Origin of the sequence: Paenibacillus gorillae (genome assembly GCF_000513275.1) — a bacterium.
GTDB lineage: Bacteria > Bacillota > Bacilli > Paenibacillales > Paenibacillaceae > Pristimantibacillus > Pristimantibacillus gorillae.
The window spans coordinates 1-21,575 of sequence record NZ_CBVJ010000151.1 but is presented as its reverse complement, the minus strand read 5'-3'; the positions used below and the strand labels follow the sequence as shown (position 1 = coordinate 21,575).

At 48.6% G+C, this 21,575-nt stretch carries 17 protein-coding genes and 3 tRNA genes; 16 read left to right on the top strand and 4 right to left on the bottom strand.

What is annotated here, in order from left to right; all coding sequences use genetic code 11:
• The first annotated feature begins 178 nt into the window (after window positions 1-178).
• The 5 genes from TY10_RS28425 to TY10_RS28405 all read left to right on the top strand — a co-directional run bounded on the left by TY10_RS28425 (window position 179) and on the right by TY10_RS28405 (window position 2,409).
• Window positions 179-254: transfer RNA gene (locus TY10_RS28425), tRNA-His, on the top strand.
• A 34-nt stretch (window positions 255-288) separates the two neighbouring features.
• Window positions 289-363, top strand: a tRNA-Gln gene (locus tag TY10_RS28420).
• Between the two features lie 7 nt (window positions 364-370).
• Window positions 371-445, top strand: a tRNA-Gly gene (locus TY10_RS28415).
• Window positions 446-605: 160 nt separating this feature from the next.
• Window positions 606-1,772, top strand: coding sequence for a copper amine oxidase N-terminal domain-containing protein (locus tag TY10_RS28410; protein WP_042171552.1), 1,167 nt, complete (start codon window positions 606-608; stop codon window positions 1,770-1,772).
• A gap of 199 nt (window positions 1,773-1,971) precedes the next feature.
• Entirely contained in the window at window positions 1,972-2,409 is a 438-nt protein-coding gene (locus TY10_RS28405) for a zinc ribbon domain-containing protein (RefSeq protein WP_049917358.1), read from the top strand.
• A 666-nt stretch (window positions 2,410-3,075) separates the two neighbouring features.
• On the opposite strand, the gene TY10_RS29305 is transcribed toward TY10_RS28405, so the two are convergent.
• Complete coding sequence (locus TY10_RS29305) at window positions 3,076-3,936, bottom strand: CPBP family intramembrane glutamic endopeptidase (RefSeq protein WP_052350822.1); 861 nt, start codon at window positions 3,934-3,936, stop codon at window positions 3,076-3,078.
• Window positions 3,937-4,149: 213 nt separating this feature from the next.
• On the opposite strand from TY10_RS29305, the gene TY10_RS28390 reads away from it, so the two are divergent.
• From TY10_RS28390 to TY10_RS28350, 9 genes are all read left to right on the top strand, one after another.
• Window positions 4,150-5,130 (top strand): substrate-binding domain-containing protein, encoded by a 981-nt coding sequence (locus TY10_RS28390; protein ID WP_042171548.1) that lies wholly within the window; start codon window positions 4,150-4,152, stop codon window positions 5,128-5,130.
• Window positions 5,127-6,593: a sensor histidine kinase gene (locus TY10_RS28385; protein ID WP_042171546.1), complete on the top strand. Its 1,467-nt coding sequence runs from the start codon at window positions 5,127-5,129 to the stop codon at window positions 6,591-6,593. The genes TY10_RS28390 and TY10_RS28385 overlap by 4 nt, the downstream gene beginning before the upstream one ends.
• The gene (locus TY10_RS28380) at window positions 6,571-8,139 is read left to right on the top strand and encodes a response regulator (protein WP_042171544.1); all 1,569 of its coding nucleotides are present in this window, start codon (window positions 6,571-6,573) and stop codon (window positions 8,137-8,139) included. The genes TY10_RS28385 and TY10_RS28380 overlap by 23 nt, the downstream gene beginning before the upstream one ends.
• A gap of 130 nt (window positions 8,140-8,269) precedes the next feature.
• The gene (xylF, locus tag TY10_RS28375; protein WP_081735536.1) at window positions 8,270-9,337 is read left to right on the top strand and encodes a D-xylose ABC transporter substrate-binding protein; all 1,068 of its coding nucleotides are present in this window, start codon (window positions 8,270-8,272) and stop codon (window positions 9,335-9,337) included.
• 30 nt (window positions 9,338-9,367) lie between these two features.
• Window positions 9,368-10,888: a xylose ABC transporter ATP-binding protein gene (locus TY10_RS28370; protein ID WP_042171543.1), complete on the top strand. Its 1,521-nt coding sequence runs from the start codon at window positions 9,368-9,370 to the stop codon at window positions 10,886-10,888.
• A complete protein-coding gene (locus tag TY10_RS28365) occupies window positions 10,885-12,057 on the top strand; it encodes a sugar ABC transporter permease (RefSeq protein WP_042171542.1) in 1,173 nt (390 codons plus the stop codon). Before TY10_RS28370 ends, TY10_RS28365 begins: the two co-directional genes overlap by 4 nt.
• 144 nt (window positions 12,058-12,201) lie before the next feature.
• Complete coding sequence (locus tag TY10_RS30110) at window positions 12,202-12,564, top strand: hypothetical protein (protein WP_049917359.1); 363 nt, start codon at window positions 12,202-12,204, stop codon at window positions 12,562-12,564.
• 22 nt (window positions 12,565-12,586) lie between these two features.
• Window positions 12,587-13,117 (top strand): matrixin family metalloprotease, encoded by a 531-nt coding sequence (locus TY10_RS28355; protein WP_042171541.1) that lies wholly within the window; start codon window positions 12,587-12,589, stop codon window positions 13,115-13,117.
• A gap of 27 nt (window positions 13,118-13,144) precedes the next feature.
• Window positions 13,145-13,699, top strand: a complete 555-nt coding sequence (locus tag TY10_RS28350; RefSeq protein WP_042171539.1) for a hypothetical protein — start codon at window positions 13,145-13,147, stop codon at window positions 13,697-13,699.
• Window positions 13,700-13,802: 103 nt separating this feature from the next.
• On the opposite strand, the gene uraA is transcribed toward TY10_RS28350, so the two are convergent.
• A complete protein-coding gene (gene uraA / locus TY10_RS28345; protein ID WP_042171537.1) occupies window positions 13,803-15,107 on the bottom strand; it encodes a uracil permease in 1,305 nt (434 codons plus the stop codon).
• 167 nt (window positions 15,108-15,274) lie between these two features.
• Between uraA and TY10_RS28340 the strand changes: the two genes are divergently transcribed.
• Complete coding sequence (locus TY10_RS28340) at window positions 15,275-18,364, top strand: choice-of-anchor I family protein (RefSeq protein WP_052350821.1); 3,090 nt, start codon at window positions 15,275-15,277, stop codon at window positions 18,362-18,364.
• 94 nt (window positions 18,365-18,458) lie between these two features.
• A complete protein-coding gene (locus tag TY10_RS28335) occupies window positions 18,459-19,022 on the top strand; it encodes an SLOG family protein (protein WP_042171534.1) in 564 nt (187 codons plus the stop codon).
• Window positions 19,023-19,126: 104 nt separating this feature from the next.
• Here the strand turns inward: TY10_RS28335 and TY10_RS28330 are convergent, their stop codons facing one another.
• Window positions 19,127-20,500: a sensor histidine kinase gene (locus TY10_RS28330; protein ID WP_042171532.1), complete on the bottom strand. Its 1,374-nt coding sequence runs from the start codon at window positions 20,498-20,500 to the stop codon at window positions 19,127-19,129.
• Window positions 20,497-21,174 (bottom strand): response regulator transcription factor, encoded by a 678-nt coding sequence (locus TY10_RS28325; protein ID WP_042171530.1) that lies wholly within the window; start codon window positions 21,172-21,174, stop codon window positions 20,497-20,499. The genes TY10_RS28330 and TY10_RS28325 overlap by 4 nt, the downstream gene beginning before the upstream one ends.
• Window positions 21,175-21,575: the final 401 nt, after the last annotated feature.

Genomic DNA, 21,575 nt, shown 5'->3' with positions numbered 1-21,575 from the left:
GAACACCCCAAAAAGTGAAGATAAGCGTTGCAGCTTATTCCGAATACTTTCCGGGGACCCCGATACCGGGGACGCTAAAGAATTATCATTTCAATTCGCATCCAGTTTTCAAGGCGCAAAGCCTTAACCTGTACATACACCCACTGTAGTGGGTTTTGTTATGTTCAGACTTAATATGGCGGTCGTGGCGAAGTGGTTAACGCATCGGTTTGTGGATCCGACATTCGGGGGTTCAATTCCCCTCGTCCGCCCCATTTTTTTTCAATGAAATACATAGCATCATTACGTTGGGGATTAGCCAAGCGGTAAGGCAACGGACTTTGACTCCGTCATTCTCAGGTTCGATCCCTGAATCCCCAGCCATGATTTTGCGGAAGTGGCTCAGCGGTAGAGCATCGCCTTGCCAAGGCGAGGGTCGCGGGTTCGATTCCCGTCTTCCGCTCCATCTATAACTATTCAAGTCTTGCATATAGCAAGGCTTTTTTTTATTTTATAAAATTCATCATTTATATCTGTCTTAATTCGGAAATGTATACTATAATAACCTTTGGTCATATGGATGTGACAATATCATCCAAAGAATATTGCCGGAGGGGAATAAAGAAATGAAAAAATCTTTTATAACAATTATGGTCGTTATGATCCTGGCATGGTCAATGCCGGTAATGGCGGCAGCGGCCAAAGCCGAAGAGACTAGCGTGTATGTGAATGGCTCAAAAGTTAAATATGCGCAAGCTCCTTTGACCGAAAATGGTACGACCATCGTGTCGGCTAGGGAAACAATGGAGAAACTTGGATTGACGTTTACATGGGATAGCTCGAATAAAAGAATTATCGGCTCAAATGGAGAAATGACACTTGCTATCGTCTTGGGTGCACCAACTGCAACAGTTAACGGCGTATCCGTTTTTCTTGGAACACCTGCAGTGGAGCGTAATGGCCGGATGATGGTACCGCTTCGTTTCCTTCTGGATGGCTTAGGCGCTTCGATGGAAACGAAGGGAAGCCAGATCAGCATCAAGACGGCATCAAAGGAGAAAAGCCGCTACTACACAGGGCTGCCGCTTGAAATTACAAATACAACCGTTAAAAATCTCAGCACGGATACTGTAAAGGTCAACTACGTCGAATATATCTATCTGGACGATACGATGTATACGGTTGATTATTCGATTTCGTTGGGGGCGCGTAAAAAAGGCGTGTTCGAGCATTCTAGTGCAACCCCAGGCGACAACGTTACAGTCGATGGTGAGGAACATATGTTTTTTGGCCGTGCTGTGAAAAGCCTTGAAGTAAATGGCAAGGAAATCACAAGCAAAGGGTTTCAAAAAGCAGAAAATACCTATTTGGACGGATCGTTTGAAACGGGCTTACGGAAGCTGTACGAGAAGCAATTGGCTGAGTATAAAAAATGGCTGAAGCAAGAGCTTGTAAAAAATAAAAATGTACCGTTTAAAATTGAAGGATACAGCATTTCCTATGATGCAATCGGCTATCCGGAAGCCAACATTACCATGATCAACTTGACGGACAAAAGAATCGTTTCGTTCGAGCTTTCGTTCAGTTGCTACGATGCTTACGGCGACAAAGCGAACGGACTTTTTTCCAATAGCAACCGTTTCTATGGCAGAGGAAATGATGTAAGTGTCGGAAGCGGGGACAGCTACACATTCACATGGAGCTTGTCGCAGTTCGACAATACGGCCTCATTGAAAAATATTCAAATCGATAAAGTTGCTTATTCCGACGGAACGTACTGGAAAAGAAAATAGCAGCTCGATGGAGCAAATGATTAAGGTGTGCGGCTAGTATGCCGCATACTTCGTCATGAGACGATCATAGAGCGAATAGACTTTAGTAAGGTAAGCTGTCGGGCAAAAATAATTTGGTGATCAATCGACATATTCCTACAAACATCAACTCTTTTTTCCGTTATTCTAAATATAAGTACATGATGAGGAGTGGATTATTATGGGTTTTTTCGACAAGTTGAAGGAAGGCGCTTCTAAGGCGGCGGATAAAGCGAAGGAGTCGGTAGAGGTAGTTCGTCTCAACTCGCAAATTTCGGCAAAGCGCAAAGATATTGAGAAGAACTATATTCAAATCGGTGAAGCCGTATTTCAAGCGAATTTGTCCAATGATTTGACTGCTGCCGAGCCGGCCATCACTAAATCGAGCGAGCAGATTGTAGCCTTGCAGCAAGAGATCGATGAGCTGGAAGAAAAAATTATGGAAATCAAGGATGAGAAGGATTGCGTATGCGGAAAAGTGGTGCCGATCGACACCAAGTTTTGTCCTTCCTGCGGACATAAATTTGAAGAGGTTCCAGCAGCCGAGAGCACAGAGGAGCCTGAAGTGGTTCCAGCCCCAACACCAACATCATCATCTTCAAGCGAAACGCCGCAATAATCATTTGATCAGCCAAAGCTGTCGAGAATTTCTCGGCAGCTTTTTTCTATATTATTACGAAAATGCAATCTGATTCGCTATAATGAGAAACAGGTTTGCTGTTCATATAGAACAAAATGTAAAACTGCAGTTTGTCTGTCGCCTTATTGACGATTTATGACATCAAAATGCAAATGTGCATTTGAAATGCTCCTAAAGTGCTGTTATTGGCTGATTTTGGCGAAACAACCTGCACTTTTGCATTTTGAGGGGGAAAAACAGATGAAATGGGCTGATCAACCTGTACTTTTACATTTTGATGCGGTTTGGAGCACTTTGACACACATCGACCTGCACTGCTGTATGTTGTTCGAGATGTGGCTCACGCTCATGAGGAATTTCGCTAGCTCCCGCCATCTCATCGGCTATATTACCCATCCTTTAACGGATGCCCCAGTAAGCAAACGGATTGTGCATGTAATGAAGAGCTGCTTGGCGTTTTATTGATCTTGCTGATTTACAACAGCAACTGTTGCGGGTATGCCCTAAGAAAGCCAGCAAGCAAAGCAAGCTAAAACCAGCAAGCCAACACACCAGCAGTCTTTCAATAAAAAAAGAAACCCGACGTGTACAAAACGTTGGGCTTCTCTAAATTCAGAGCCAATTCCTAAGCGGCTCGCTCTAACGCTATGCTCTGTTTTTTCTCCGATATAGGAAGTAAACAACTGTAATACCCGCCAGCAGCATAATAATCGAAATCAAGCTGCCCTCGATGCCGAACGAAGCGCCGGACAGCCAAGCGGGGCCTTTGTCCGTTGTGTAGAGAATGGAGTCATCCACAGTTGTACCGGATACGTTGAAGCCGTAAATGTTGCCTTGGAGATAGTTCCACGTTAGGTGCATTCCAATCGGCCACCATAATCCCCCGGTCAACTCGCGGGCTATACCAAAGATCAACCCGGCCAAGATCAGGTTAATAATCGGCAGCGGCGAATCCAATATACCGGGATTCATGCTATGGAGCAATGCGAATAACAGAGAGGTTACGATAATAGCCGCTTTACTGCCGTAATGATAGCGCAGCAGGCCTTGCACATAGCCGCGTGAATAAACTTCCTCCGATACCGCTACAAAGATAAATAGCACCAAGCCCTTCAGCAGCGCGGCCGTCAGCTCAGAGTTCCAATTCCCCAATGTCCAGCTAACGCCTCCAAAAGCCCAGATTAACACCGCGGCTAACGAAATGAGCACAATTCCGGCCAGCATGCCGTGAACGAGCATGATGCCTCCGTCCTGTTGACGGAGCCCAAGCGGCCACCTCTTTTTCCTTTCAAATAGAGCATACATTCCGAGAGCCGAAGCGGTGAACAAAATGGTTTGAATGATCTGCATCCATAAATTATCTTGCGAAGCACTCTGGATATCTTCCAAGCCTGTTCCGGATGCTACCGCTATGACTGTGTAGACGACTCCGACGACAACCGATATGAGGAGAACGACGATAAAGCTTAAAGCAATTTTGCCGGCAACGGCAGCGAATGTTTTCATGCAGGTCACCATCCTTGAACAATGTAATACACCTATGCCAATATAGAACTATTTTCCATTCAGTGTCAACGGCAATTTTATATAACGGATAAGAGGAAGCTCCTGTAAAATTTGCGTTTATACGTCAATTTAATTGTGATACGATGAAAGAAAATGTAAGCGGTTTACAATCGATCGTTTACATCAATCGAGATTCAAAGGAGCAAGCCTGCGATGAGGAAGCTGTTCATTGTATCGTTGTCGATTTGCTGTATCGTATTGTTCGGCTTCACACTTTCCTCCATTATTCAAATTTTTCACTATGACTTGTCTGCTCCTGCTGAGCTGACAGGGGGTCAGGATTCTGCCTATCGTCTTGTGCTTATTACGCAAGAAATGGACACGCCTTTCTGGGATTCGGTTGAGAAAGGGGCTACGCTAGCAGCAAAGCAGCGTGGTGTAGAGTTAGCTGTATGGGGCAGCTACGGTACGAATCAGGTCGATTTTCTAAGAAAGATGGAAATCGCGATAGCCTCGAAAGTGGACGGGATTATCGTGCAAGGCTTGGAATCGGATGAATTTAATAAGCTCTCCACGGTAAAAGCGGCTGGAAACGGCATTCCGATTTTTACAATTGGCAATGATGTTCCAGTGGAAAAAAGCTTAAGGCGCACCTATATCGGCTCGGATCACGAGAAGGCTGGCAGACTCATTGGCGAGCAGTTGACGAAGGATATCGGCAAAACCGGGAAGGTTGTGCTGATGCTGTCCGACCGTCAGGAGGATTTTCAGAACAAAAGACTTAACGGCATTCTGGAGGCATTGAAGGCCCAGCCGGGCATTGAGCCAATCATTGTTGTAGCCGGAGATACGAGGGAGAAGGTTATTGCCGCTACGAACGATATTATGAACCGGGAGCCGCATATCGACGGGTTCGTCTCGGTGACAGCGAACAATGCGAGCGCCATGGTACAGGAGATTGGCAAGCGGGCGAAATTGAGCCGATTCCATCTCTACTCCTTCGATGACAGCGTGGAGAGCCGAACGCTGATGAAAGAGAAGAAGCTGAACGGCATTATCGAGCAAGCGCCTTATACAATGGGCAAGCAAAGCGTGGAATTGATGATTCAGTGGCTGAATGGCGAGACGTTCCCGCTCAACTATGATGGTTATTTTACCGAAATCGGGCTGCTGAAGGCGGATGAGCTTCCATGAATACGATTCAGAAAAAAATATGGCTGCTCGTCGCAATCGTCGTGTTCATAATGGCTGGCATTTGGGTCACGTTAACCTACTACAACCAGAAAATGCAGGATCAATATAATGAGATATTGCAGCGCTACTTGCGAATGAATGAGGTCAGTGCCTCTAGTCAGCAGCTTGTTACTTCATTAAACAATTATTTGCAGGCCCCCTCTTCTTCCAAGCTGGCTAATCTGGAGACAGACCGCCATGAGCTAATCGTCGCACAGGAGCAGATTACGAATCTGCGGAACAACGGCAATCATTTTACACTAACGAATTATTTGAATTTGATCGATAGCCTGGTGAATGCCTCTGACCGTTCCGTCCGGTTCCTTAACGCTAAGAATAACGAGGAGTCGCTAAATGATTTCGCAGATGCTACGCGCCTCTCGACTTATATTTCGGAAATGACGTTGACGCTGATGGATACCGAGCTGAAAACCTATGATCAGTTCTATCGCGGCATGATCAAGCAATCGGTCGAATTGAAAAAGCTCGGGATCTGGATGATTGCCCTCATCACGCTGCTGCTCCTGTTATTCACCTATTGGTTCTCACTTAGCATTACTCGGCCTATACATAAACTTACACAGGCAGCCCGGGAGCTGTCCCGGGGCCGGTTCGATATGCAGATCGAAGTGGCAGCCAACGACGAAATTTCTTTTCTAGCCAAAACCTTCGACCGGATGCGTATCAACATTAACAATCTGATCTCGGAGATTCAGCACAAGGCGCAGCTGGAGAGTGAGCTTCAGACGAACAAGCTGCTGCTCCAGGAAAGCCAGCTGCGAAGCTTGCAGAGTCAGATTAATCCTCATTTCCTGTTTAATACGCTTGATACTTTAGCCAAGAAAGCTTATCTGGAAGGCTCAGAAGAAACGAGCGATCTGCTGGCGAGTGTTGCGAGGCTGCTCCGTTACAATCTGAAACGGCTGGACCGGCCCGTTACGTTGTATGAAGAGGTGAAGGTGCTTCGCGAATATATCGCAATCCAGCAGACCCGATTTACCGAGCGTCTTCGTTTCGCAGAAGATATCGACGACTCATGCCTGTTTGTGAAAATCCCGGGGCTGACGCTTCAGCCGATGATAGAGAATGCGGTTATTCATGCGGTAGAGCCGCTCGAGGATGGAGGGACGATCCGGTTCCGCATTATTGACGGCGGTGAGTCTGTTATCGTTGAGATTGAAGATGAGGGAATGGGCATGACGCAGGAGCGGATTGCTCAGATATTGGAAGAGCGTGAAGCCGATCAGCAGGACGGCCATTCGACTGGTATTGGGTTTAGCAACGTTGTCCGCAGGCTGCGGCTATTTTATAACCGGGAAGATGTCATTGCCATTGAAAGCACAGAGGGCAGAGGAACGAAAGTAACGTTGAAGCTGTTAAAGGATAGAGAGGCGGGCGACTATGTTGAAGCTGTTAATCGTTGACGATGAGCAAATTGAACGGGAAGGGCTGATGGCCATCATTAAGGATGGTTTCCCGGATGTCATATTTGAGCAAGCCAGAAATGGAAAAGCAGCGGTGGAGCTTGTCTCGCATTTTCAGCCTGATCTCATTCTTATGGATATTAAGATGCCGATTATGAACGGCTTGGAGGCTGTTGAGTGTATTGTTGGCGACTATCCGGATATGCGGTTTATTATGGTGACGGCTTACGATACGTTCGACTATGCCCGCAAAGCGATTAAGCTGGGTGTAAAAGACTATCTGCTGAAGCCAAGCAAAATCAGCGAGATCAGGGATACGGTGGGCCGTGTATTGAAACAGATAGAGGAAGAACGCGAGGAAAGGCAAACGCAGCATCAAGTGAAGCGGACGCTCGACCGGATTATGCCGCTCGTTGAAGCGGATGTGGTGACGCAGCTGCTGTTTGATCATGTTCATGAGGTTCATCTGGATGAAATGATTCATCTGCTCGGAGGCAGCGACACCAAGGAGGCTTTCGTACTGCTTGTTCAAGCGGGTGCAGGAGCAGCTACCGAGCAGCTCTATGCGGGAGTCAAGCTGAGGCTGCGGCAAATGGGCAAGGGCTGGGCAGGAGCGATGAACGGGCGCTATTTGCCGATTGTCGTTTTTATGGAGTCGCAAAAGTCATTCCGGGCGCAAGCGGCATCCATCGTCCATGAACTGCTGGCGCTGCCTCAATTGTCGGGTACATCCGATTGTATCATTGGGGTAGGCAATGCCCGTCAGTCACTTGACGACATCCGTTATTCCTACCATGAGGCGCTGCTCGCCGCGGCTGCGGGCCGTCAATGTCAGCTGCAGCAGGGCAAGGCATTCGCCCGGCACAGGTTTTATGCCGATAAAGCGGCAGAAACGGAACGAGAGGGTGTGGAATACGCCGGCAAAGGAATGGAGAAGCAGCTGATGGAATTTGTCCGGCTAGGGCAATGGACGGCTGCGGAAGCAGTAATCTACCCGTTAGCTGACCGGTATGAGGCTTCAGGCATGGATGTTCATCAGGCCGAGCAGCGGATGCTGGAAACGTTGTGGATCGTCTTCCGAGGGCTGCTGGAGCTTGGCGTGGAGACAGAGCTTCCTTATTACGGATTTCAAATTCATCGTTACTCTGAGCTGCGAACAGAAACCAAATGTCTGCTGCTTCGGATGTGCAAAGACGCTGAAGAGCAGTTGAACCGAGATCAGCCGGATGCCATTGCCGAGGTGAAGCAGTATATTATCGCCAATTCCCATCTCGATATTTCACTTGAGACGATTGCAAAGCAAGCGGGTCTCAGCCCTTTCTATATGAGCAAAATGTTCAAGGAGCAGGTCGGCATCGGCTATATCGATTTCTTAACCGATTGCCGGGTCGAGCGGGCTAAAGCACTTATGGGCGATGCTGATCGGAGTCTGAAGGAAATCGCCTATGAGGTGGGGTACCATGACCCTAACTATTTCAGCAAGGTGTTCAAAAAAATATGCGGTGCTTCTCCGACGGATTACCGGAAAGTGCTCCTCGGTAAGTAACGGATCAGGCCTATGGCAAAATAGTCCAGATCATCGCAATAGAATCCAGCAATTCTCCTGATTAACGATCGGCCTGGCATGCTAATCTTGAAATGTAAGCAGTTACATTAAGAAAAAGGGAGAGAAGAAAATGACGAAGCACATTACAAAAAGTGGGGTTATGCTGCTTGTTCTTGCTTTTATTCTCGTATTATCCGCGTGCAGCGGCGGCAACGGAGGCGGCAGCAATTCCGGCGGTAAAAAGGATTCCGGCAAAGACGGCAAAATAAAAATCGGATTCTCGCTGGATACGTTGCAGGAAGAACGCTGGCAGAAGGACCGCGACTTGTTTAAAGCAGCGGCGCAAAAGCTTGGAGCGGATGTAGAAGTCCTCGCGGCGAACAGCGATGATGCCAAGCAAATCGCTCAAGCAGAATCGTTGATTTCCCAAGGTGTAGACATTCTCGTTGTCGTTCCCCACAATGCGGAAGCAACGGCAGCTATCGTAGAGAAAGCCCATGAAGCGGGCATTAAAGTACTGGCGTACGACCGCTTGATCAAAAACTCCGACGTTGACCTCTATGTCTCCTTTGACAATGAGCGCGTTGGCGAAATGCAAGCAGAAGCTATCGTAGCCAAAGCGCCTAAAGGCAAATACGTATACATTGGCGGTTCGGAAGCGGACAACAACGCGCATCTGTTTAAGAAGGGCGCAATGAACGTGCTGCAAAAGTATATCGATAGCGGCGACATCCAAATCGTATACGATCAGTGGTCGAAAGACTGGAACCCTGCAGCAGCTTTGTCCAACATGGAGAACGCTTTGACTGCGAACAACAACCAAATCGATGCGGTCGTAGCTGCGAATGACGGAACAGCTGGCGGCGCGATTCAAGCTTTGACAGCGCAAGGGCTTGCAGGCAAAATTCCAGTATCCGGACAGGATGCTGAGCTGGCTGCGGCACAACGTATTATCGAAGGAACGCAAACGATGACGGTCTACAAACCGATTAAGGCACTGGCAGAGAAAGCAGCTGAACTGGCTGTTAAGCTGGCCAAAGGCGAAGATGTAGGCGCGGACAAAAAAGTAAACAATGGCAAAATTGATGTTCCATCCATTCTCCTCGACCCGATTGCCGTTACGAAGGACAATATTGATGCAACGGTTATCGCTGACGGTTTCCATTCGAAAGAAGATGTCTACAAAAACGCGAAATAAAAAGGCAAGAGCGAGCGGGGTGAACGAGGCATGACGGCTGCATTGGAGATGCGGAATATTACGAAAGAATTTCCCGGCGTGAAAGCGCTGAACGATGTGACATTGACGGTAAAGAAAGGTGAGATTCACGCCTTATGCGGAGAGAATGGCGCCGGCAAATCAACGTTGATGAAAGTGCTCAGCGGACTCTACCCTTCAGGCAGCTATAATGGGCAGATTCTTATCAACGGTGAAGTGAAGCGCTTCTCCAGCATCAAGGATGCGGAGGAATCCGGAATCGCCATTATTTATCAGGAGCTGGCGCTAGCGAAGGACTTGTCCATTGCCGAGAATTTATATCTCGGCAAGGAGCTGGCCCGCTTTGGGATCATTAATTGGGAGCGGGTTTTCAAGGAAAGCGAGAAATGGCTTTCAGAGGTAGGCTTAACCGATGTCAGCCCGGAGACAAGAACCGGTACGCTGGGCATCGGCAAGCAGCAGCAGGTGGAAATAGCCAAAGCGTTGTCCAAGAAAGCCAATATTCTTATTCTCGATGAGCCGACGGCAGCGTTGACCGAGCAAGAGGTTGAAATTTTGCTATCGATCCTTCGCGAGTTCAAGAAACGCGGCGTTACCTGTATCTATATCTCGCACAAGCTGAAGGAAGTATTCAGCATAGCGGATTCAGTCACTGTTCTGCGTGACGGCAAAACAATTGGCACCTATGATGCCAAAGATATCAATGAAGAACAGGTTATCTCACTTATGGTAGGGCGGGAGCTAAAGGAACTGTTTCCTCGGATCGAGGCGGTGCCGGGCGACGTTATATTGAAAGTGGAGAACTACACTGTTATGCATCCCGATTTGGATCGAAAGGTCATCGACAATATTTCATTCCAGGTACGGCAGGGTGAAATATTCGGCATTGCCGGTCTAATGGGCGCAGGCCGGACAGAGCTTGTAATGAGTCTGTTCGGCTCCTATCCGGGAGCAGCTGTCGGAAGAATCGAGATTGAAGGGAAGCATGTCAAAATCAAGCACACGCAGCATGCGATCCGGCATGGGATGGCGCTGGTCTCCGAAGATCGAAAAAAATTCGGCCTTGTACTCGGCATGGATGTGAAGAGCAACGTAACGATGGCCAGTCTGAATCAGATTGCATCGGGCGGCGTGATCGATCCAAATCGTGAAGTCATCAGGGGCAATGAATATATCCGTTCTCTGCAAATTAAGGCGAACTCGGTGGAGACGATTGTCGGCACATTAAGCGGAGGCAATCAGCAAAAGGTCGTACTCGGCAAGTGGTTGATGACGAAACCGAAGATTCTAATTCTTGATGAGCCAACCCGCGGTATCGATGTTGGTGCCAAGTTTGAAATTTATACGATTATGAATGAGCTGATCCGGCAGGGCGTTGCGATCATTATGGTCTCCTCCGAGCTGCCCGAGCTTCTCGGAATGAGTCACCGCATTATGGTTATTGCGGAAGGGAAGCGGGCGGCGGAATTTACGGCGGAGGAAGCGACACAGCAGGCGATTATGACGGCTGCGACAGGAGGGAAAGAACGATGAGCGCAAAAACGGAAACGGTGCCGGTGCAGCCGTCACGCGTACAAAACTGGTTTAAATTCGATGCGCGCGCTTATACGATGATTGGTGCGCTAATTGCGATATGGGTATTGTTCTCGCTGCTGCATGAACGGTTCCTGTCTCCTACGAATCTTTCAAACTTATTTCTGCAAATGTCTGTTACGGCAATTCTCGCTATCGGCATGGTACTGGTCATCGTTGCCGGACATATCGATTTGTCGGTCGGATCACTAGTTGGTTTAGTCGGCGGTGTGGCAGCCATGCTCAACGTCTGGTATGATTGGCCGGCTATTCCGGTCGTCATTACCGCAGTGGCACTTGGCGCGATCGTCGGATTTATTCAAGGCTGGATCATCGCTTATAAGGCGGTGCCGGCATTTATCGTTACGCTAGGCGGCATGCTTATCTTCCGTGGTGCATTATTCGGAACGACAGGCAGCGTAACGGTAGCACCTCTGTCGCCTGGTCTTAAAGCAATCGGCCAACATTACACGTCGGATATTATCGGTTGGATTTTCGGCATAGTTGGATTGCTGATTGCGGCTGTACTGCTGCTGCGGAAACGCTCATCCCGCATCCGTTACGGATTTGATGTTGAACCGCTTGCCGTTACTTTGCTTCGCATGGGAGTTACCGGCGCTCTTATTCTCGGCTTCGTTGGCGTTATGAACAGCTACAAAGGCATTCCGGTTCCATTCGTGATGGTCGTTGTGCTGGCGCTTATCTTTACCTTTATTACGAGGAATACGACCTTCGGCCGGCAGGTATACGCGATTGGCGGCAACCCGGAGGCAGCCAAGCTGTCGGGGATCAACATCAAGCGCCGTGTGCTGCTTGTATTCGTACTTTGCAATACGCTGGCAGCCATTGCTGCGCTTGTTCTTACCGCACGCTTGAACGCGGCAACGATGAGCGCCGGACAAAACTATGAGCTCGATGCAATTGCTGCATGTGTTATTGGCGGTACGAGCCTTATCGGCGGCTCCGGTACGATTATGGGTGCCATTATCGGCGCGCTAGTTATGGGCAGCTTGGACAACGGCATGAGCTTGATGAACATGGAGTCGTTCTGGCAGTATATCGTAAAAGGCGGCATTCTAGTGCTCGCTGTATATGTAGACATTTACACGCGCAATCGTAAAAAAGCATAGTGAAACAAACGAGCAATACCCCGGCGGGATTTAGAGGCCGGGGTATTTTTTTTATGTCTGAATGAATCTGTGAGAATTTAAAATTATTGTAAATATGAAACAATTTCCCATTGTTGCCCGTCGATAATGACAGGAGGTGAGGAATTGAAAAAGTTAATAATTGTTTTTTCGATTCTATTAATGAGTCTATCACTCCCCGCCTGCTCGTTAGGCAGGCAAAAGACAGCCCAAGACTGGGCATACCGTTTTGTCGTATGGAATGGGGATACGTACAAAGCAACCGATGAAGCAGTTCTGGATGTCGGAAAGCAAATCGGGAAGGTAGAACATTATTCCGACCATGAATCTACGAGAGCAACCGGTGTTTTTTCCAATGAATATCACGAGGGGACGGCTTTGTATGAGATCAAAAACGTTTCGACAGACAAAGCCATCGCCGTAGAGAGCAGTGAAGGGGAATATGTGAAGCTGGAACACATCGGAAAGTACGGCTCAAAGGACAAATAAATAAATCAGGGGGAGAGCAGAAATGAAGAAGAGCATATGGAAGGTTATTCTGACTGGCACCTTATTGTATACGGCAGTTGTACTGCCGTCTGTGAATGCCTATACGACTTTAGGAGGCAAGTACGCCAGCTCGACGATCAGCTATATCCCGCAAGGGCTTACAGCGAATTATTCATTAGCGATGGCGGATGGCATTGCAGCTTGGAATAATGCCAATGTGGATGCCAGCTTTGTGTACACTAGCAATATTTCTGCGGCCAATCTTATTCTGAGACAAGACGCCTACGGCGTCAACATAGGCTGGAATGCACGAACGGCGAACAAGCCCGTGATGACCTCCGGTACATACACGAAGTCAGATATCGACTTTAATACTTCGGCGATGGATGGAATGACGGTTACGGCCCGTAAAGGGACGGCGGCCCATGAACTGGGACATGTATTCGGACTCGATCATGTTACCGACGGCAAACAAGTTATGAGCATATATGGGGTGCGGACCACTTCCGTTCCGGGACCGGATGATATTAAAGGCGTAAATGCATTGTATTAAACCTAAACAAAGAAAGGGGTGTATTCCATGAATTCCGTTTTTTCGAAAAAACAGATTTTGACCTTATTTATTGTATTAATTGCGGCGACCATCGTCTTCTTTCAAGTGAGAGCCGAAGCATCACGGGACAAGCCAACCTCCACCGTATCGATGCACTTCGATCTATCCGAATCGTTCCAATCCGTTGATCAATTGCGCGCAAGTTCGCCGGTCATTGCCAGAGTGAAAATCAATACGACGAAGAGCTATCCGTATGGCAATGTCGTATTTACTTTATCCGATGCCTCCGTACAGAAGGTATACAAAGGTCAGCTTGGAAAGCAAATTCGCATTCTGGAAACCGGAGGTTCCTATGAGGGTCTGCAATACTTGGCTGAAGGGAATGCGGTTTTTGCCGCAAGTGAAGAAGCTGTCGTGTTTCTGGAGAAATACGAGGGACCTGTAGCAGAAGATGCTTATGTTATTAAAGGGGTATACCAAGGGAAGTTTAAAGTAGCGGGCGAAAGACTGATTCCGTCATCTCAAGTGTCAGGTGAATTGCAATCTATTCAATCCTTCCATGATCTTCAAATTTCGAAGTAATGGAAAGGAGTTATTTTGGAAAAAAGGGCTGTTTCCGCATGTCCGCCATTGCATGATGGCGAGACTTGGAAACAGCCCTTAATTGTTATTCATTCAAACTTTATTAATGACCGGATGCCTCGTGGTCATTGGATAGCTTAAGCATGTCGAACAGCTTGAAGAGCAAGCTCATAATGATCGCTACAACAGTAGCCAATCCCATACCTTTGAGCGAGAAGTCTCCGATCACGATTTCTACGCCGCTTAATCCGACAACGAGTACGATCGTAGTCAAGTACAGGTTAGTCGGTTTGCTGTAGTCGATTTTGGATTCGACGAGCATGCGCAAGCCGGAAGCTGCGATAACTCCGAACAAGAGCAGTGAGATACCGCCCATTACCGCTACTGGAATCTCGGCAATCAGCGCCGAGAACTTCCCAAAGAAGGAAAGCACGATGGCGATAACCGCTGCACCGCCGATAACGTACGTCGAGTATACGCGAGTAATGGCAAGAACGCCGATGTTTTCTCCGTAAGTTGTATTTGGTGTGGAGCCTACAAAGCCGGACAACATTGTCGAGATGCCGTTGCCCAGCATGGAGCGGTGAAGGCCTGGATCTTTGGACAGATCTTTTTTGACGATATTGCTCGTAACGATCAAATGGCCGATATGCTCGGCGATGACGACAAGCGAAGCGGGAACAATCGTCAGAATCGCTCCAAGATGGAACGACGGTGCAGTAAATGTAGGAGCTGCAACCCAACTGCTGGCAGCCACTTTACCAAACTCGGCATAACCCATCCAGTAAGCGATCAGATAACCTGCCACGATTCCGAATAGAATCGGGATGATACGCATAAACCCTCTGAAAATAACGGAACCGATTATCGTAATGAGCAGAGTAGCGGTTGAAATAATGACAGTGCCGCGGTCCAATGTCCAAACCGCATCAACTGGGGCGCTTGGCGGTTTAATCCAGCCGGCCATTCCCGCTGCTACCGGAATTAACTCCAGACCGATGACCGCAACGATTGCGCCCATAGCTGCTGGAGGGAATACGACATCAATCCAGCCAGTTCCTGCGGCCTGAATGATCAGTGCGACGATGATGAAGACTAGGCCGGTAATGATAAAGCCGCCTAGCGCCGCCGCATAGCCTTCTTCCGGATTGGCAAACTTGCCGATAACCGCGCCTACCGGAGCGATGAAGGCAAAGCTGGAACCGAGGTATGCCGGTATTTTGCCTTTGCAGATAAAGATGTAAAGCAAGGTGCCGATACCGTTCATCAGCAAACAAATTGCCGGATCGACGCCAAGCAGGTTTGGTACCAGTACAGTCGAACCAAACATAGCGAAAAGATGCTGCAGGCTGAGCATTAAGCTTGGCCCAAACGCAGGTCTTTCGAGTACCCCTATTTCTCTTTTCATTGTGCAGCTTTCCTCCATTAATAAAACTTTAATATGACCCTTTACGATTCTATATAGTCTAGTATTGGTTTGACAAGTTCTTTTTACAATTAATTTAAAAAATAGTTACGATACGAAAACATACACTGCGTACAATTCAATCCAGAACCATTACAGGGGAGTGGATCGTGTTGAAAAGGCTTTCTGGAAAATTTGTGATTTCGTTCACGGCGGCTGCCTGTTTGCTGTTGTCAACCGTCGGTACAGGAATTGGCAGCGGACAAGCAGTGCATGCAGAGGCCAGCGCAGCGGCGGCGGATTCATCATTCGTTACGAAGCTGAATATTGAGAAGATTGGCGAATACTCTTTGGGCGTGACCAACAAAGACGGCGGTGTAGCCGAAATTGTGAAGTACAACAAAGACAACGGCAAATTTTATCTCGTCAATGGTTCAGGAAACCCTCCAAGTCTGGATATCGTGAGCCTTGGTAACGGAAAAGGCAATTTCACGAAGGAGCACACCATTCTGGTTCAAGCGCTAGCGGAGACCAACGGCTTTCGGTATGGGGATTTAACTAGCGTAGATGTAAATACGACTACGAAACGCATTTCGGTATCTGTGCAGGAAGCGGATCCTATTAAAGCTGGAAAGATACTAGTCCTAGACTATGACGGCAATCTGCTTAAGGAATACGGAGCCGGTGTTCAGCCCGATATGATTAAGTCTACGGCAGACGGCCGATATATTTTAACTGCTGATGAAGGTGAGCCGCGGACGGCGGCAGGAGATCCAAAAGGCAGCATTACCATTGTGGATACGACTGCGGATACGGTTAAGCAGGTCTATTTCGATGACGAATCGGTAATTGGGAACGATGTCTATATTCGCGGCGCCTCCGATCCGGTAACCGGACTGATTATGGGAAAAGGCTCGAAGGCGGATGCCCTGTATGATTTCGAACCAGAGTATATCGCGCTCTCCAGTGACTATAAGCAAGCTTACGTGACGCTCCAAGAGAATAATGCCGTAGCGGTCATCGATATTGCGGCCGGTAAAGTCAATGCCGTGAAAACGCTTGGCTTCAAAGACTATAACGATCCGCGTAACTCGCTTGATCTTGTGAGTGATGGAGCAATCAAGCTGGAAAATGTGCCGTTCAAAGGCATGTATATGCCGGATGGAATTGCTTCGCAGACCATTAATGGTTCAACGTATTTGTTTACCGCGAATGAGGGAGATGCCACTGAATGGCCAGTGGAAGGCGATACAAGCGGATGGGCAGGCCGTAAAAATGCGGTTAAGCTAGGCAGCCTGAAGGGACAGCTTGATCCCGGTTCGGCAGCGAGCATCTTTTTAAACGGAACGAACGGATATGATGATGTCGAGGTTGTGTCCGGCGTCGGCACAGACAGCATCTATATGTATGGCGGCCGTTCGTTCTCGATCTGGCATGCAGATACGATGGAGCAGGTCTATGACAGCGGCAATGATTTTGAGACAATTACATCGCAGGGAAGTACGGCTGAATATTTCAACTCAAGCCATAGCAAAGTGAAGATGGACGACCGGAGCCCGAAAAAAGGTCCTGAGCCGGAAGACGTAAAAACCGGCGTTGTCGGCAATAAGGTGCTTGCGTTTGTCGGTCTTGAACGTATTGGCGGATTTATGACCTATGATGTTACCGATCCGGCCCATGCAAGCTTTGTGAACTATACGAATACACGCGTTTTCCTGGATTCCAAGGGAAAAGCGAATCTGGATACGGATACAGGTCCAGAGGGACTCGAATTCATTCCAGCCGAAGATAGCCCGACCGGCCAGCCGCTTCTGCTCGTGGCCTATGAGGTTGGCGGGAAAGTTAGCGCCTATCAGTTGAATGTAACCAAAGTGAGTCTTGATCAATCCTCGCTTTCTCTCAAGACCGGCGATGCGCCAGTCAAGCTTCAAGCAACTGTTATTCCGGCAAATGGAGCTTCGGAGACCGTAGAGTGGACATCGTCCAATCCGGCTGTTGCTTCGGTAGATGCCGATGGACGTATCACGCCGCATTCGGCAGGAACAGCTGTAATCCGCGTCGTTAGTGCAGACGGCTATGCCGTTGCCGAGAGTACGGTAACTGTTGCAGCAAGCAGCAGCGAAGGAGGCGGTAGTAATCCGGGCGGTGGCAATAACGGCGGCGGTGGAGGCACTGCTCCAGGAACTGGCACCGAGCCGGGTAAGCCTGTCGTATCAGGCGACACCGTGCAGTATAAGAAAGGCGATTTTGCAGCAATCGCTGCCAAAGGCGCAGCCGAGCTAATGATTCAAGCAAACAAAGGCACCGTTGTGCTCGACAAAAAGGCTGTTCAAACTGTTGGGGCTGCTGCTGGGCAACAGGAAGTAAGCTTCAAAATGGCTCAAAAGGATGCTGCTTCACTGTATAACGGCATCTCAGCAGAGGCTCGCGCTGCCCTCGAAGCAGCAATCGGAAGCCGTCCGGTCTATGACATTACTATTGTTGCCGGAGGCAAAGAGGTTTCCGATCTTGCCGGCGGTAAAGCAAGGATCAGCATTCCATATACTCTTCAACCGGGAGAAGACAGCAATGCTGTCGTTGTCTATTACGTGTCGAAGAGCGGTGAATTGATTCTGGTGCCTAACGGCCATTTCGACGCATCGACCGGGAAGCTGCAATTTACGGTGGGCCACTTCTCCAGCTATGGAGCGGGCTACCATGCGCCTAGCTTTACGGATATCGGAAAAAGCTTTGCGCAGTCTGACATCATCTATCTTTCTGCTCGTAATGTAATCGGCGGGGTTAGTGCGGATCGCTTTGAGCCTAAGTCACAGCTGACCCGTGCAGATTTCACGCTTCTTCTTGCTCGTATGTCCGGAGAACAGCTTGGCGGCTACGCGACGGATCGTTTTACTGACGTGGCTAAAACGGCTTATTATGCGCAATCTGTTGCTTGGGCCGCAGACAAAGGAATTGTTGGCGGCATTAGCGAAGGCAAGTTTGCGCCTGGTGACAGCATCACTCGTGAGCAGATGGCAGTTATGCTCGTTCGCTTTGCGGCATTAGCCGGACTGAAGCTGCCGGAGCAGGCTTCATCGGTTACGTTTGCCGATCAGGCGAAAATATCAGCTTTTGCCAGTGATGCAGTCCGCACCGTTCAGCAAGCTGGTTTCATGAACGGCAAAGAGCTTGCAGGCAGCCGTTATTTTGCTCCACAGGATCATACAACTCGTGAGGAAGCGGCAAAGCTGCTCGCGTCCTTTATGAAATTGCTGGCTTAATCTGCCGGACGGAACATATATTCTCTGACGCCAGGGCTGCTGTCCTGCTATAGTAAGTAGCAAAGACAGCGATAGAAGGGCAGTGGCCGGCCGGATGAAGAATGTGCTCGTAACGGGATACCGTGCGCATGAGCTGCAAATTTTCGATCAGAAGCATCGGAACATTGAATATATTAAAAAAGCGATTGAAAGCAAGCTGCTTCCGCTGATCGAAGAAGGGCTGGAGTGGATCATAACACCGGGACAATACGGCACCGACCTATGGGCCTGCGAGGTAGCTATTGAGCTTAGGCGCCGTTATCCGCGGTTAAAGGTATCGATTATTACCGCATTCAGCAACCAGGAAGAGCAGTGGAAGGATGAACGCAAAGCCTATTATCAGAAAATTGTAGAGGGCGTGGACTATTACGGGGCTGTAAGCAACCAGCCCTATGTTGGTCCGTGGCAGTTCCAAGCAAGGGACGAGCTGCTGTTTCGCAAGACGGATGGGATCATTTTGTTCTATGACGAGGAAGCGGCTGAGAGCAGCGCGAAGTTTGTCCGTGACAGGGCACTCAAAAAGCAGGATGAGTCCGGCTACCGCTTTATCGGAATTGGCGCCGACGATATCCAAAATATCGTGGAAGAAGAAAATAGCCGGCGATACGACGGTATGTAACGGCTAACAAACCTACAACAAAAGCAACGTTCTCCTGTGAGGACGTTGCTTTTGTTGTAGGTTTTCTTTTACAAGGCTAAATGAATAGGGAAGTAGCAGTATTATTATCGTGATACCGGAAGCTTTACGGTAAAAACAGCGCCTTGTCCATATTGACTTTGTACGTCAATGCTGCCGTCATGCAGCGATACGATTTTGTGGGCGATGGAGAGGCCAAGGCCGCTGCCGGAAGCTGCCCGTGATTGATCTGCTTTATAGAAACGATCGAATAAATACGGCAAATCGGGTTCGGGAATGCCCTCGCCTGTATCACGAATAGCGATATCCATTCCATCGGAAGCGGGTTTGATTGAAATGCTAAGCGTTCCGGTAAATTTGGAAAACTTAATGCTGTTCGTAATGAGATTGGTCCATACCTGATAGAGAAGCTCGGCGTCGCCGGAGACAACCGTCTCGGGCAAGTCCAGGTCGAGCTGGAGCTGTTTCTCCGACCATTGCCACTCCAGCATAATGATAATTTGCCGCAGCTGCTCGTCCAGGCGAAATGGCGCATACGCCAGCTGCTTAGCTTGATCTAGAAAGGCTAACGTGAGCAGCTGCTGACTTAGTGAAGATAGGCGGACAGTCTCGGATGCGATAATGCGCATATAGCCGGCAGATTCCTCCCGCGAAACAGACGGGTCGGCAGCAGCTGTCGCCAAACCTTGAATCGAAGTTAGCGGCGTCTGGAATTCATGCGAAACGTTGGCTACAAATTGCTGGCGGCTTTCTTCGGAACGGCGGATGGATGCCGCCATAGAGGCGAAGCGTCTGGCCAGCTCTCCGATCTCATCCTTCCGCTCGCTGTCCAGTTGAACCTCATAGTCGCCATTTGCGATTTGTCCCGTCGCTTTGGTCAGTTTTTTGACGGGATTGACGATATAGCGGCTGAGCACAACGATCAGAAGCAGGCTGGAGACGAAGGAGCCGCCGATAAATGCAGCCATAATGAAACGAACTTCGCCTATTTGCTGCTGCAAATCGGGCCTTACGAACAGTGCAGAGCGGCCAGCTGGCGTTTCCACGGGAACGCCGGCTGTGTTGCGAAGACTGTTGACGAAGAAGGCAAATACCTTCAGTCCGTCATTATCATCGTTCATTCCCTGATAGAATTCGCCGCTCATCACAAGCTCGTACTGCTCATAGCTTAATACGCCTTGCTTGAACGGTGAACCAAATGTATGAGCTTCGTGACGGTCATTGACCAAGTAGAACTGATAGCCGAGCGAAGCGAGTTGTGTTAAGTAATTGGGCAAGTCCATACCGGGAGTATGCTCATATAGCTCTTTTACCGCAAGGGCTGTTTTCATCGTCCGCTGTTCATTTTGCGAGAGCAGATTCTTCTTATAGTAACTATTTGTGAATAAGAGGCCGCCAATACTGCTGACGGCAGCAATAACAATAAACGTTAAGACGATGCGAACGTATAAGGTTTTCACTCAGCAGCCTCCAATTTGTAGCCTAAACCTCGGACAGTGGTAATGGAGAAGTCGTCTTGGCATTCCGCGAATCGTTCCCGAAGCCGTTTGACGTGAACATCGATCGTGCGGCTGTCCCCGCTGTAGTCTGTTCCCCAGAGCAGCTGGATGAGCTGCTCCCTTGTATAGATCCGCCCGGGATTGCTAGCCAACTGGGAGAGCAGCTCGAACTCTCGCAATGGAAGCTCGAAGAAATGGTCGCCTTTACGAATCTCATGGCTGCTTCTATTTATAATGACGGAGCCGAGCTTAATCGTATCCTGGGATACGAGCCGATAACGGCGGAGAAGTGCCTTAATTCGGAATAACAGCTCTTTGGGATCAAAAGGCTTCACCATATAATCGTCGGTACCGGATAGAAACCCTTGCTCCTTGTCCTCGATCTCTCCTCTTGCTGTCAGCATAATAACGGGAATATCATAATGCTCCCGAATCTCCCGGCAAAGCTCATGCCCGTTTTTGGCCGGCATCATAATATCGACTACAGCCAGCTGAACTTGCTCTTGCTCAAGCAGACGCGCAGCAGCTTCCCCGTCGGCAGCCTCTATGACGCCATAGCCCTCTTTAGTAAGGATGAATCGAAGCAAAGTGCGAATAGCCGGGTCATCATCCGCAATTAAAACGTTCATGCGCATAAGAGTCGAGCTCCTTTGTTCTATAGTAAGTACAAGTATTAAGTTCATCATTTGATTCGAGTGTAGCATACGGAAAGACGCATTCCCAATAGAGGTTATTATAGAAGAGAGGAAGTGGTTTTTAGCATTTTAAAAGTTTTTTTGCAAAAAGGGTTGCCAAACCTAAATATCCTATGGTATATTCTAATTCCGGCCGAGAGAGATGCGGTTGGCGAGGCGAGCAAGAGGGAATGGGACAAGCTGAACGGCTTGAAACTTTCGAAAAAAAAAGCTTGCATCGAGATAACGAATGTGATAAGATAACTTTCGTTGTCACAAAAGAAATTGTTCTTTGAAAACTGAACAACGAGCAAAACTGCCCTTATGAATGGTTCGCCATTTTTAAGAAAAAGCGATAAAAC

Excerpts from the sequence above, each read along its gene's own strand:
- TY10_RS28410 (WP_042171552.1), top strand. The coding sequence starts at position 606 with ATGAAAAAATCTTTTATAACAATTATGGTCGTTATGATCCTGGCATGG.
- TY10_RS28405 (WP_049917358.1), top strand. The coding sequence starts at position 1,972 with ATGGGTTTTTTCGACAAGTTGAAGGAAGGCGCTTCTAAGGCGGCGGAT.
- TY10_RS29305 (WP_052350822.1), bottom strand. The coding sequence starts at position 3,936 with ATGAAAACATTCGCTGCCGTTGCCGGCAAAATTGCTTTAAGCTTTATC.
- TY10_RS28390 (WP_042171548.1), top strand. The coding sequence starts at position 4,150 with ATGAGGAAGCTGTTCATTGTATCGTTGTCGATTTGCTGTATCGTATTG.
- TY10_RS28385 (WP_042171546.1), top strand. The coding sequence starts at position 5,127 with ATGAATACGATTCAGAAAAAAATATGGCTGCTCGTCGCAATCGTCGTG.
- TY10_RS28380 (WP_042171544.1), top strand. The coding sequence starts at position 6,571 with ATGTTGAAGCTGTTAATCGTTGACGATGAGCAAATTGAACGGGAAGGG.
- xylF (WP_081735536.1), top strand. The coding sequence starts at position 8,270 with ATGACGAAGCACATTACAAAAAGTGGGGTTATGCTGCTTGTTCTTGCT.
- TY10_RS28370 (WP_042171543.1), top strand. The coding sequence starts at position 9,368 with ATGACGGCTGCATTGGAGATGCGGAATATTACGAAAGAATTTCCCGGC.
- TY10_RS28365 (WP_042171542.1), top strand. The coding sequence starts at position 10,885 with ATGAGCGCAAAAACGGAAACGGTGCCGGTGCAGCCGTCACGCGTACAA.
- TY10_RS28355 (WP_042171541.1), top strand. The coding sequence starts at position 12,587 with ATGAAGAAGAGCATATGGAAGGTTATTCTGACTGGCACCTTATTGTAT.
- TY10_RS28350 (WP_042171539.1), top strand. The coding sequence starts at position 13,145 with ATGAATTCCGTTTTTTCGAAAAAACAGATTTTGACCTTATTTATTGTA.
- uraA (WP_042171537.1), bottom strand. The coding sequence starts at position 15,107 with ATGAAAAGAGAAATAGGGGTACTCGAAAGACCTGCGTTTGGGCCAAGC.
- TY10_RS28335 (WP_042171534.1), top strand. The coding sequence starts at position 18,459 with ATGAAGAATGTGCTCGTAACGGGATACCGTGCGCATGAGCTGCAAATT.
- TY10_RS28325 (WP_042171530.1), bottom strand. The coding sequence starts at position 21,174 with ATGCGCATGAACGTTTTAATTGCGGATGATGACCCGGCTATTCGCACT.